Source organism: Emticicia sp. SJ17W-69, from assembly GCF_051209875.1.
GTDB lineage: Bacteria > Bacteroidota > Bacteroidia > Cytophagales > Spirosomataceae > Emticicia.
The window spans coordinates 3139562-3152346 of sequence record NZ_JBNTQY010000001.1 but is presented as its reverse complement, the minus strand read 5'-3'; the positions used below and the strand labels follow the sequence as shown (position 1 = coordinate 3152346).

The following is a 12785-nucleotide window of genomic DNA, read 5'->3' as shown; positions in this document are numbered from 1 at the left end:
TTGATGCAATAAATATTCAAATAACATTTCGTACATAAATACCTACTGATGATATTTTATATACGGATGTTTAATGAGATTTAAAACTTAAATAAATTGTTGCGAAGTTTTCGAGAATTCTGCTTGAAAACTTCGCTTTTTTATTGAAATATATATAAAATATTTTAATCTTTTGAACCTAATTTATATTAAAAAAAATGAAGATTTGATACATTGCCAACGCTTCGAAAGTGGAATTTGGGTGATTATTTTGATAGATTGAATGATAAATATTAACTTCTTTAGTTGGAACTTCGCTGATTGTCTGTCGCCCAACTATTGAAAGTGCTAAAGACTTAAAAACTGCCTTAATCGAAATAATGTTATTGAAAATATTATTCTTGATATTGGTAAAAACTTGACACTCAACTTTAAAGAGCTAAAGTATTTTGCCCAACCCAAATTGTCGATTATTCTAAATTATTTACTTATGTTAAAACTCTCAATACTTTCTTTAATGTTTTTTGCAGGAATTTCTATATTTTCTGAAAATGTTTGAATTTCTACAAAGGGGCTTTTCTTACTTTTTCTCCAAGTACCTATTATCTCATTTTCGGATAGTAAAATAGGCTTAAAAATACCATTTCCTGTTTCTGAGCTATCAGCGTTATTCGGCAAAACTATACATCTGCTTTCAGAATAACTTACTGTGTACTCATCATAACAAGGTAATAAAGCGAAAACCGAACGCTCCGCGATGGAATTTTTAGGCTCGAAATAATAATATTTCAGTTCGTTGTGTATAAAACTGTTAAGTTTTTTGCTTAATTCTGCCATGCCGATTTTAGCATCGGTCGTACTCAAACCACTCCACCATATAAAATCTTTTATGGTAGCAGGTCCTCGTGATTGAAAATATATTTGAGTTAGCTTTATAATCGCTTCGGTTTTTGATATTTTATTACTTGGCGGCACTCTCTTTTCAAATAAAGTATATGTTCCTTTTTTATATCCGTTACATAAAAACATTTCTAATTCGGCTCTGATAATGATTTGGGTTGCCAACAAATTACTGACGACGATATGGTTCTTTAATAAGCAGAACATCATATCTTCTTTGCTAAGATTATCAGCTTCTTTGAATTGCTGCTCAATTATTTTCCATGCTTTCAAGAAAAAATCATCTGTTAAACCCTCTTTTTTATCAATATATTGCGTTGCTTTTTTTACGTTTGGGGCTGAAAGTTCCATCATCCATTGAATATCTTTTTGATGTACTAAATGCCAAGTTGGACGCAAAATATGAGTTCTGATAATGCTTCCTGAATCAATTTGACTTCCAACAAAAGTTCGGTTGGCATTTTTCATACGTAAACCTACCGCCCAAAGTGCCATTGAATAATCCTGTGCTTGCATCGCCCCAAAATGAGCAATCACTTCGTCAGGCTTATCAAAAAAAGGTTCAGATAAGCCTTGATTAAACAAACGTAACTGTATGATTTCCGCTCTATTCATCTATTTTACGAGGCTTGTATAAAATACTCTGATATCATTTACCAACAAATCAGGTACTTCCATTGTAGGAAAATGACATCCTTTATCATAAAAAGTCCATCTGTCAGGTTCACCCATAAAAGTAACTAATTTTTTTATCAAAGATTCATCTTCTGTTTTTCAAAAGCAAGCCATTGCAGATAAAATTTTGGGCTGTGCCCATTGGTTTGTTTTTGTGAATTATCAATACCCCAATCGAAAGCCATACTCATGTTTTCTGCAAGAATTTCAGCAATTGACGCACATAATTGATTAAACCAATATAAAGAAACATTTGGCAAAAGTTGGTCAATATCAATGGCATCTTCTGGCAAGTCTTTATCTGAATTTATCCATTCTTTATATTTTTCAATCATCCATGCTAATTGACCGATCGGGCTGTCTCTTAATGCTGTGCCAACTGTGAGAGGTCTTGTAACCTGAATATCTAAATAGGCTGTTCCATAGTTTTTATATTGTTTCATTTGCTCCAAGGTCTTGTTTTCTTCCTCAGTAAAATAGGAGTTATCGGAAGGAAATATCCCAAGTCCAGCCACCGCAAAAAAATCAGAATTAATATGTGTACCTATCAAATTATAGGCGGCAACACTTGTCATAATTCCTACAATTCCGGCTCCAATATCCCCACCATGAACAGCAAACTTTCATAACCCAACTGTTTCATTAAAGTGGTAAAAGCCGATGCAATTTTTATCATATTCCAACCTTTGTCTTTTACAGGGACTGAAAATCCGAAACCCGGAATAGAAAGAATAACCAAATCAAACGTAATTTCACCTTCTGTTTTTGGATTGGTAAGTGGCTCGATGACTTTAATAAAATCTGCAAATGACACAGGCCAACCATGAATAAGCATCAATGGTATGGCAATAGTTTTGGGCGATTTTATGTGCAGATAATGGATATTTTGTCTATCAATCTGTGTAATAAATTTTGGATATTTGTTGAGCAAACCCTCTTGTTTTTTTCAATCAAATTTTGTTCGCCAATAGTCGGCTAACTTTTTTAGATAATCGGTAGGTACGCCCCTTTCACAACCATTATGCACTCACTTGGCAAATCCACTAATCACCTGTTGACGAACCAAATTTGAGAACTAAAGACTGAAAAAAAACTATAAATGAAAATACACTTCTCGTTTTTTTTTATTTTAAGAGCATGCCACGCTTTAAAAATATGTAGTAAAAGAGGACTAATAAAAATTCCCTCTATTATTTCCTTTAAGCTAGAAAATATGGAAAAAGTGGTCTAAAAAGTTTCTGAAAATTTGCACTTCGAGTTTTGCAAAATCCCTAAACTCTCAAACTATGTTAGGAACATGGAAAGGATGGACAAACCATACTAGTTTCATTTAGCTATTTTTGCCACAAAAATATCGCTACCACCTGCTGAACTTCTGTTAGAAACACCAAAAGTAGCGGTACCCATATAATATCCAGTAATATAAATATTTCCAACAGTATCTACTGTAATACCATTTCCTTGGTCACCACTGACTCCTCCAGCAGTTTGCCCCCATTGAAAGGAACCAAAGCTATTATACTTTATTACAAATATGTCAGTATTGCCTACTGAGGTTATAGTCGTTGTCCCTAAATTAATAGTATTTTCGAAATACCCTGTAATACAAACATCTCCAAAACTATCTGTACCTATTCCATAGCTTCTCTCATGACCTATACCACCCATTGATTGCACCCATTGAATATTACCCAAACTATTACATTTAAATACGAATGCATCAAGATCTCCTGTTGAAGTTTTTGACATATCTCCAAAATATGTTGTTGCAGTAAAAACTCCAGTAACAAATACATTTCCATTTCCGTCTACAGCAATTCCATCTCCCGAAGCAGAAGAAGAAGAACCTCCCATTGATTTTACCCATTGAATATTACCAAAATTATTATATTTGGCAACAAATATATCTTGATATCCTATTACAGAGATATTGTTTGAACCAAAATTACCGCTAATGTTAAGACTTCCTGTGATGTAGATATTTCCAGAGCCATCTAAAGCTACTCCGTTGCTAATTTGAGTGCCATTCCCACCAGCAGATTGTACCCATTGTAAAACCCCTGAACTATTGTATTTAGCTAAAAATATTTCAGGATCCAGTATACCTTGATTTGAAGTGAGTATCGTCGTACTAAACGTAGCACTACCTGTATAATACCCAGTAATGTACACATTTCCACTACCATCACTAGCAATTCCATAACTGTAATCACTAGATGCCCCACCTGCGGATTGTACCCATTGCATGATACCATCACTATTATATTTTAATATGAATATATCATGTCCTCCGGTAGAATTGATAGTATTTGAACCAAATGTTGTATTTCCAAAAAAGCTTCCTGTAATGTAAACATTGCCAGTTGCATCAATTGCAATTCCATAGCCTCTGTCATCAGAAGTGCCACCTGCAGACTGCACCCATTGTAAAATACCAACATTATTATATTTTGCTACAAATATGTCATTTTGTCCTACAGAAACTTTGATGGTTGTTCCAAAAGTTGCAGTTCCTGAATAATATCCTGTTACATAGATGTTTCCCGAAGCATCAACCACAACTTTTTGTCCGCTATCAAAATTTGTACCACCTGAAGAAACTAATAAAGTCATTGGATTAGGCTCAGAAGGATTTTGAAATGAACAAAGCCACTTGTTCCCATTGTAAATACGGAGGCAATGAAATGTCAAATCATAAACAATTTGTCCCTCAGTAGGGTTAGTTAAGGCTAAAATTGCTTCATAATTTAAGCGTGGTACTGTAACGGTATTTGGTGTTAGTGAAATATTTTGTGCATTAATTTTAAATAATGTTATTAAAAAATAGGATATTAAATATGTTTTTTTCATTGATATTTTGAGTAATATCTAAATGTATTTTATTTTGTTCATGCTTCCAACGACCAGCATTATGATAGTTTTTGGAGTAGTTTTAGAGCTAATTTGTTGATTGTTAATTTGCTGATTATCAGGTCTTTATGTAGTGCTTTCGAGTTGGACTTTACAAACGTAAAACACCAACGCCTTCAGGATGTCACTCGACAAAAGTGCGAACAAAAGACTAAAAAAGCAACGAATTGGTGTAGAAGTTTTTGCAAAAAAAACCTGTAAAACTTCGCTTTAATTATGTCACAAGTGCCTACAGGCGGGCTAATTTACGTTGAAGCGTTTAAGAAATTAGCACAAAAAACTTCGCTTTTGTCCAGTCCACCGAGCCTTTGAGTTAAAACCTGTCAAACTATTTCAGCAGCATACGCACCGCTTTTTCAAGGTTTATGAACTTGGATGATTCCATTTCTACGAATAGCAAATCCATGTCCAAAAATACCAGCAAGAGATTGTATTTCATAAACAACCTCTTCACCTTCTTCTTCAACTTTAAAGGAGTTAATTGAAGAAAAAGTACTTAAATTTCTTCGTTCTGCCACTATTTTACCATCATACTTGATGATTTCCTTTCCGTTCCAATTACTATAAAAAATTTCGATTAAATGTCCGTTTATTTTCGATGATTCTGTCATTTTATCTTTTTTTTAAATTTCCAACGCTCGCAAGCAAGATGATTTTTGAGCGAATGTTGAGTTAATTAGTTGATTATCAAACTTTTACTTGCTTGCTCACGTTGGAGATAAACCAACTTTGCAAGCTCTTCTTTCTGAGTGTCGCCCGAAAAATAAGCGACCTAAAGATATAAAAAACGTAGTATAAACCGCAAAGTTTTCGAGAAAAAAAACTTTGAATACCAAGCCAATTTTACGTCGCAAGTAACATTGGGGACAAAGAACCAAAAAATGGCGAAGTTTTCGAGAATTAACACTTAAAAACTTCGCATTTGTCCAGTCGCACAAGCTTTTGAGCTAAAAACTGTCAAACTATTTTAGAAGCATACGAAAAACTACAGATTGATATATGCAGTAAATTTACGTTGACATTTATCAAGATTTATGTAAATTCGCCATATTGTTTCAATTAAATTTCAGATGGCTGTCATACACTTAGAACCGTTTTATCAATACGTTGAGTCCAAATCTTCATTGATACTGAGTACGGAAGAAAAGCTCCTTATAGATGCTGCTTTTAAACGAAAACATTTACGAAAGAGGCAATACTTACTACAAGAAGGTGACGTTTGTAAGTATATGTCGTTTTTTATCAAGGGTTCTGGGCGAATGTATGCTGTCAATGATAAAGGGCAGGAACATACTGTCCGTTTTGGTATAGAAAACTGGTGGTTGGGCGATTTTGAAAGTTATAATTTCAATACGCCATCGCTTTATAATATTGAAGTATTGGAGGATTCTGACGTGCTAATGATAGAACATATCAAGATGCAAAGACTTATTGCAACAATACCTGCAATAGATTTAATGATTAAAGAAATAGACCGAAAAGGAACTGTAGCTACCCAAAAACGTATCCATTCTTCAATAAGTTTGAGTGCAGAAGAACGTTACGACAGTCTAATAAATATGTACCCTGAATTTTTGAACCGTTTTTCACAAAGCATGATTGCATCTTATCTTGGAATATCACCCGAGACCTTGAGCCGTATTCGTAAGAATCTTCTGAAAAAATAATCCTTCTCAATCCTCTTGATAAATGTCAATGAAATTTCTTAGTAAATATCAATGTTTGAATAACCAAGTAGTACCTAATTTTGCCGTTGTAATTTTATAACAAAAACAATATCAAAATTTACTATTATGGAAGCAACATCAATGTTATTACAAGACAGCTTATTAGGAGTTTGGAACAATCGCAATTCAGCCGAAAGAATAGCCTTAATGGAGAAAATATACAATAAAGAGATTCTGTTTTATGAAGATGATAAAAATGAACCTATTGTAGGGATTGAATCTATTGAAAATCTTATTCAGAAATTACAGCAAAATTGGCCTGCTGATTTTGAATTTATGCTTACAGAAGCCTCACAATCCAATCATAATATTCAGCACATTAGCTGGCAGTTAGGTGCTTCGGGTCAGCAACCAGTAGCGGCTGGCGTAGATGTAGCTATTATTGAAGAAGGGAAAATAAAATCGTTATATCTTTTCTTAAAAACGGCGTAAATTAGGATGTTTTACTTTAAGAGACTAAAAATGTTTGGTTTAATCAACATCTTTAGTCACTAAGTTCATTTGCCATTTATGAAAGTTCATACTTATGTTTAAATCTAAGATTCTAAGAAATTCCAACGACCAGCATTATGATGGCTTAGGAGTAGTTTTAGAGTTAATTTGTTAATTATCAAGCCTTTACATAATGCTTTCGAGTTGGATGCAAGGTACTTTGAACACCAACGCCTTCAAAATGTCCCCAAGATAAATGCGTGCTAAGGACTAAAAAGCGTAGAAACAGCTCTGCCTAAATGTCGCTCACCAAATCTGCACACCAATTTCTGAAAAAAGAAAATGAAATGCAAAAGAATTTATTACTGAGTGTGAAATTTGAGTAAATATCACGCATTGGAAACGTCGAAAGTGACTATGAGTTCGAAGGCTTGATGAGAACTCACACTTAAAAACTTCGCATTTGTCCAGTCGAATGAGCTTTTGAGTTAAAAAATACACAAGTATGTAACGGTTTTAGGCTTTGCGAAAAAGCAGATTAGAAAGCACAAATGTTCGGTTTAGCACAAATGTTAATTAGAATTCCGAATGTTCAATTTAGCACTGAACCCGCTTTTTTGCAAAACCCTTGTTACCTGCTGGCTTTTTTTGTCCACTCGTTATTTAATTAGTTTTGTCAAGTTCGTTTTTAGATTTTCCTTTTCGCTTTCTGTCAAAGTTTCACTAAATTCTAAAAATTTCAAAGCAAATTTTCTAATCGCATTATTAAACCATTTCTCATTATTTCTGCCTTGTTCTGACTTTATTATTTCTAACCATTCAGAAGCCAAATAGTCTTGCCAGTCTGTTAGAAGTTTGATTTTGTCGTTATTGATTTCGGTAATATTTTCGATTGTCAAAACTTCATTTTCAACTTTTCTATATTTCTTATTCCAGTCAGATAATGTTTTAAAACCAATTTGTGGTCTTGGACTTCTGTCAGGAAATGGTAATTTTTCAGTAATACTGTTGATGTAAAAGCCAGTTGTTACTAAAACTTTTTCATTGTCCCTTTTTACAAATATTACCCATTCAAATGGCGAAACTTGTTGTACACTTGAACCAGGAATATTGTTGTCTTTTGTTGATTTTAATTCAACAGATTCAAAATAAATATTTGTTCCGTCTGTTATTTCCAAATACAAATCGGGGCTTGTATAAACTGATTTTTTTGATGCTGTAATTTCTTTCTTTTGTTCATTTGTAAGATGTTCAGGCAACAAAACATTGGAAATTCTGTACGATTTTAGTTTTTCGATATTTATAATATGCTCTTCGGAATCAATTTTTACTGCAAGTTTTTTGAGCTTTATATCTTTTACATTATTATGTATGGTTAAAAAGTCTTGAAAATACCTTTTCAAAAACTCATCGGTATTTGCTTCTTCGGATTGAAATTTTATAGTTTCAAGTCCGTTTTTAGTGTTGTTTAGCTCGTTTTCTATTTTGTAGAAATATACAATTAAGAATGAGTTTAGTAAATTGGGCTGTATTGATGAATCCATTTATTATGTTAAAATTTAGCTACAAAATTACAAAGAATTAAAATAGAACTTCCAGTTCGATTCTATCTTTTTTGCAATATGATAGGCTAATAAAGGCGGAACGGCATTGCCTACTAATTTATAACCAACTGACGGACTAACCGAAAATTTTGTATTTGTTACATTATTTGGAATTACAAAATTGAAATCGTCTGGAAATGTCTGAATTCTTGCACATTCTCTTAATGTCAAACGTCTTTCTTTAAATCCTTTTTGCAATTCATCGGTTTTTTTTCCTCCATTTTCTATGGCAAGTCTTCTGTATTCAATATTTCCGTGATGTTCTGAACGAATTGTTGGGGCAAGTTTTTCTAATTCAATTTCTTTTTGTCCTTGACAATGCACACCCATAAATTTAGCTTTTGAGTAGTGCATTTGGGAAAAATCAGAAGTCTCTTCGGGTTCTTTTAAATCCAATAAAACTTCTTTACTTTTCGTAAACATTTTCATCAAATGTTCAACAGATGAATAGTGCATTTCTCCGTTCAGTCTATGCGTTGCGACTGGATAAGGATTAAATTCCTCTGCAATGTCTTTTTTTGATAATTCAGCTAATGCCTCTTTTGTTAATGCCGATTTTTTAAAGCCAATAAAAATAATTCGCTCTCTTGATTGAGGAACTCCATATTGTCCAGAATGTAAAACTTTTGGAGATAAAACTAAATAACCATCTCCATTTATATTTGAAAAATCGGACTGTATAATTTCTTTTACTTCTCCTAAATTTGCTAATCCTTTTACATTCTCTGCTATAAAAATTTTAGGTAATGTAATTTCTACAACTTCTTTCATCCACATATAGAGTTTTCCTCTTGTTTCTTCGGTTGGTATGTCTGAATTTATGATGTTTCCGTGATGGTCTTTGTGTGAATTAAATCCGTTTCGTTTTCCAGCAACACTAAAATCTTGACAAGGAAACCCACCTGTCACAATTTCAACATTTTGTGGAAATACTTTTTTGTTTCCGTTTCGATATTCTTTTACAATATCTACGATACTTCCAACTTTGAAAGTTCCGTTCAAATCATAACCACGTTTTTTTGAAAAATAGTCATTCCAAGCAATTTTGGCGTGTTCGCTAATATCATTTGCGAATTTTGTTTCAAAAAAAGTTTCTTTAAGATAATAATAAATATCATCTTCTTTTTGAATCCAGTCTTTGTGAATATCTGTGTTTATTGTTGCTTTTGGAATTTTAAATCCGCCTTCAAAGCCAATATCCATTCCACCACAACCTGAAAAAAGTGATAATAAATTCTTTTTCATTTTTTTATGGTTTTAAGATATTTAACTTTCGATTCAGCTACTTTTAAAATTTCCTCTGCATCATTTTCTTGCATTAAATCATAAGCGACTTTGTCGCTCTGCCAAGAAATTATTAAATCGTTTTGAGGTAAATTATAAATTTCAGCAAACTTCAAGACTTGTTCTCTTGAAGGTTTTCTTTCTCCTTTTTCAAATTTGCTGATTATTGATTGGTCAATGCTTGTTAATGCTGAAATTTCACGAAGGGGCAAATTTTGCTCTTCACGTTTCGCCTTTATGATTTCTCCAAATGTTTTCATTAGACATATTTTGTTTGGACAAATTTAGTCTAAATTATTTAATCTCAAACTTTTTTGTTGATTTTTTTATCGGTTAGATTTTCGGTGTCGGGTCGGTAAGCTTGCAGGTAACTTTTAAATATACGAAAGTTTTGTCGTACTTTTTGTATTGTTGAACAAATTTTTCCAACGACCAGCATTGTGATGGACTTGGAGTGATTTTAGAGTTGATTAATAAAGCATCAAGCCTTTACACAATGCTTTCGAGTTGGAGCCGATGAACTTTGCGACCGCTCTAATATGGCGTCGCAAGACGCCCAGCCAGCCAGTCAATCCACCCCATCAACTTGACTGCTGCAATTCCATTGGGGAAAATAAATTTGCACGGAAAAATCTAAAAAAGCAAAGCTGTACTAAAATATTTTGAGTTTAGGAGAAAAAGTTGCGAAACTACCACGCAGATTTCCTGTCGCAAACCCACTTTGAGAGCGGAAAATCCAATAAAACTGCCAAAAAGCTGTCCTGTTAGCCGAAAACTATGCGTTTGAAAAACAGATAATCCAACAAATTTTGTGTGTCGACCGAGACTTTGTGCTTAGAATTATCAAACAGTAAACTCATTCTGTACTACCATATTTTATTAACGAAAGCCAGTATTTACCCATTTGACCACGTTTTAGCATGAGTTTTTTATCGATATTTTCTGGAAGTCGATTATTAGCTTCATTTACTAAATTTGTATCAAATCGTCTAAAGTTTTCGTAGTTTAGAAAAACCCAGTCCCAGCTATTGTAATAGTTTAACATCCATATTAATTCAGAGTCAACTTGTTTTGTATTAATAACGGTAAATAAATTATTAACTATTTGCTTTTCCGCATCCTGTTCTAAGTCTGAAATTCCCGATAAGAAATTTGGCTCTGTTTTCTGATACCACTGAATAAACAACCCTCTTTTTAAAGCTTCAAGATTATTCTTTGAAAGTTCTGAATATTGTAAATGAATTGACTTGTATTGGTTGTAAATAGAGGTAAATATTTCACTATCATCATTTGACTTGGTTCTGTATAAGTTACTGACCATTTCACAAATCACATTTTCTTTTTCAGCTAAAATATCAAGTTCCATTTTTGGAAAATTCCAACGCTCCGAAAGGAGAAGTTGGGTGATTATTTTGAATTAAGAAATTGATTTATAGATATTTACTTCTTTCGTCACGTTGGACTCACTAATATTAAAAGCTTCGCTGATTTGGTGTCGCCCAACAAATGAAAGTGCTAAGATATTAAAAACATAGTATAATCAGACAGGTTTTTGCGAAAAAAAACTATGCAAATCGCTCTAATCTCATGTCGCCGAAAACGATAAGTGCAGTAGACCCAAAAACGTAGAAGCTATTGAAAGTAAACACTTTGCAAACCGCTCTAATCTCACGTCGGCAGTAACTATGAGCTTGATAAAAGCTGTCAAGCTATTTCAGTTGTATAGGGACAAAGTATTTTAATATTCATTGTCAAAAATTAATTCTTCGTAGTATTTAGATTCAAGTTCAATTAGCCTTTCTTTTTTTAAAGGAATATGGGGAAAATCAATTTTACTTCTTAAATTTTTTATAAACTTTTTTTCTTCCTCATTTAATTCTTCATTTGTATCTGCATAATATTGAATTGTCCCTTCATAATCATAGCATATTTGTTCTAATGAAAACCAGCCTTTGTAAAATCCTATTGATAAAAATTCGTTTAAGTTTTCAGCTAAAATTATATTACAATCTTTTGATGAATTTCTGTAATTCATTGGTACTGTCATAATAATCGGTTGGATACTATCTGAAATTTCAAAAATACTGTAATGAACTCCATCCCCTCCTGTTGTTGCAAACACAATTGTATTTTTTGGTGTTAAATCGTATCTAAATGTTTCATCATCATTAGGAATTATGCCAGCATAGTCAAAAGACAAGTAATGTTTGGATTGTTCTTTTTTTAAATCATCAGCTGATTCTTCAATTACTTTTCTGAATATTTCCAAATTGATTGTTTTTTTGATATTCATTTTTATTTTGAACTGCTTAAATTTTTTCCAACGACCATGATGGAGATGCTGGGGTTTGATTTTTAGTTAATTTTTGAATTTTCAAGCGTTTACGCCATCATTTCGAGTTGGGAGCCAAGAACTTTGAACACCAACTACTTTGTACTGTCGCCCGCCAAAATTGCGAACAAAATACTAAAAAACAAAGAGAATTAGCGTTGAAGTTTTTGCGGAAAAAAGCCTATGAAAACTCACGCTTATAAATTGTCGAACGAGCCTAAAAACTGAGACAAATTGCTGCGAAATATTCGAGAATTCACACTTAAAAACTTCGCTTTGAATTCGTCGAAAGTGCATATGAGCTAAAAATAGAACTGTCAAACTATTTTTTCAGCGTACGTAATGCATTAGATTATTCCCTATTAAGTATCATATTCTCCGTCCCAAGGTTCACTGAATGCTATTGTACTACTTGGGTCTAATTCAATTCTCTCATAATCATCATCTATTTTAGGAATAAGACCAAAAATGATTCCATCTATTTCTATATGGGATGGTGCTACTTTAATGTTACAGAATCTTACTTTGCCTAAACTTTTTACTAATTCGTCAAGTTTTTTATTGGTATCACAATTTAGTTCTGCTGTTGTGCCAGCATACCAATATTTGAATGATTCAAGGCTGCCATTTTCGTCAAAGAGATATAAAACAACATATTCATGACGATTTTTTTGCCAATCTATTTCATTAGGAGAAGGCTTACTTACAAAATGTTCATATCCAAAAAATTGTTTACCACTATCAAATTTACCTATATAATGAGTATGATAATCTTCGATGCGTAAGATTTTTATTTTTTTTGGAATCATATGTTTTAAATATTTCCAACGACCGCAAATGAGAAGATTGGAAGTGATTTTAGAGTTAATTAGTTGATTATCAAACTTTTACTTATTTGCTCGTGTTGGACTCGAATAACTTAGCGACCGCTCTAATTTGGTG

Annotated in this window: 14 protein-coding genes; 2 read left to right on the top strand and 12 right to left on the bottom strand. The window is 32.8% G+C overall.

Features of this window, described 5'->3' with window-relative positions; all coding sequences use genetic code 11:
• Positions 1 to 459 precede the first annotated feature (459 nt).
• From ACQUQZ_RS12815 to ACQUQZ_RS12790, 6 genes are all read right to left on the bottom strand, one after another.
• Entirely contained in the window at positions 460 to 1494 is a 1035-nt protein-coding gene (locus ACQUQZ_RS12815) for a winged helix DNA-binding domain-containing protein (protein WP_435355389.1), read from the bottom strand.
• Positions 1495 to 1635 (bottom strand): hypothetical protein, encoded by a 141-nt coding sequence (locus tag ACQUQZ_RS12810; RefSeq protein WP_435355388.1) that lies wholly within the window; start codon positions 1633 to 1635, stop codon positions 1495 to 1497.
• The gene (locus ACQUQZ_RS12805) at positions 1632 to 2129 is read right to left on the bottom strand and encodes a hypothetical protein (RefSeq protein WP_435355387.1); all 498 of its coding nucleotides are present in this window, start codon (positions 2127 to 2129) and stop codon (positions 1632 to 1634) included. Before ACQUQZ_RS12805 ends, ACQUQZ_RS12810 begins: the two co-directional genes overlap by 4 nt.
• A gap of 5 nt (positions 2130 to 2134) precedes the next feature.
• A complete protein-coding gene (locus ACQUQZ_RS12800) occupies positions 2135 to 2485 on the bottom strand; it encodes an epoxide hydrolase (protein WP_435355386.1) in 351 nt (116 codons plus the stop codon).
• 395 nt (positions 2486 to 2880) lie between these two features.
• Positions 2881 to 4404 carry an SBBP repeat-containing protein gene (locus tag ACQUQZ_RS12795; protein ID WP_435355385.1) on the bottom strand — a complete coding sequence of 508 codons (1524 nt, stop codon included), beginning with the start codon at positions 4402 to 4404 and terminating at the stop codon, positions 2881 to 2883.
• 416 nt (positions 4405 to 4820) lie between these two features.
• Positions 4821 to 5075, bottom strand: a complete 255-nt coding sequence (locus ACQUQZ_RS12790; protein WP_435355384.1) for a hypothetical protein — start codon at positions 5073 to 5075, stop codon at positions 4821 to 4823.
• Positions 5076 to 5534: 459 nt separating this feature from the next.
• Here ACQUQZ_RS12790 and ACQUQZ_RS12785 point away from each other — a divergent pair, with 459 nt between their 5' ends.
• Together ACQUQZ_RS12785 and ACQUQZ_RS12780 are read left to right on the top strand one after the other, a co-directional pair.
• Positions 5535 to 6131 carry a Crp/Fnr family transcriptional regulator gene (locus tag ACQUQZ_RS12785; RefSeq protein ID WP_435355383.1) on the top strand — a complete coding sequence of 199 codons (597 nt, stop codon included), beginning with the start codon at positions 5535 to 5537 and terminating at the stop codon, positions 6129 to 6131.
• Positions 6132 to 6257: 126 nt separating this feature from the next.
• Complete coding sequence (locus ACQUQZ_RS12780; RefSeq protein WP_435355382.1) at positions 6258 to 6623, top strand: hypothetical protein; 366 nt, start codon at positions 6258 to 6260, stop codon at positions 6621 to 6623.
• Between the two features lie 659 nt (positions 6624 to 7282).
• Here the strand turns inward: ACQUQZ_RS12780 and ACQUQZ_RS12775 are convergent.
• The 6 genes from ACQUQZ_RS12775 to ACQUQZ_RS12750 form a co-directional block, all read right to left on the bottom strand.
• The gene (locus ACQUQZ_RS12775; RefSeq protein ID WP_435355381.1) at positions 7283 to 8167 is read right to left on the bottom strand and encodes a hypothetical protein; all 885 of its coding nucleotides are present in this window, start codon (positions 8165 to 8167) and stop codon (positions 7283 to 7285) included.
• Positions 8168 to 8194: 27 nt separating this feature from the next.
• On the bottom strand, positions 8195 to 9472 hold the full coding sequence (locus ACQUQZ_RS12770) for a DNA cytosine methyltransferase (protein WP_435355380.1): 1278 nt from the start codon (positions 9470 to 9472) through the stop codon (positions 8195 to 8197).
• Positions 9469 to 9771: a helix-turn-helix domain-containing protein gene (locus ACQUQZ_RS12765; protein WP_435355379.1), complete on the bottom strand. Its 303-nt coding sequence runs from the start codon at positions 9769 to 9771 to the stop codon at positions 9469 to 9471. The genes ACQUQZ_RS12770 and ACQUQZ_RS12765 overlap by 4 nt, the downstream gene beginning before the upstream one ends.
• A gap of 596 nt (positions 9772 to 10367) precedes the next feature.
• The gene (locus ACQUQZ_RS12760) at positions 10368 to 10877 is read right to left on the bottom strand and encodes a hypothetical protein (protein ID WP_435355378.1); all 510 of its coding nucleotides are present in this window, start codon (positions 10875 to 10877) and stop codon (positions 10368 to 10370) included.
• Positions 10878 to 11249: 372 nt separating this feature from the next.
• Positions 11250 to 11804, bottom strand: a complete 555-nt coding sequence (locus ACQUQZ_RS12755) for a hypothetical protein (RefSeq protein WP_435354955.1) — start codon at positions 11802 to 11804, stop codon at positions 11250 to 11252.
• A 401-nt stretch (positions 11805 to 12205) separates the two neighbouring features.
• Entirely contained in the window at positions 12206 to 12652 is a 447-nt protein-coding gene (locus tag ACQUQZ_RS12750; RefSeq protein ID WP_435355377.1) for a hypothetical protein, read from the bottom strand.
• Between the last annotated feature and the right edge of the window lie 133 nt (positions 12653 to 12785).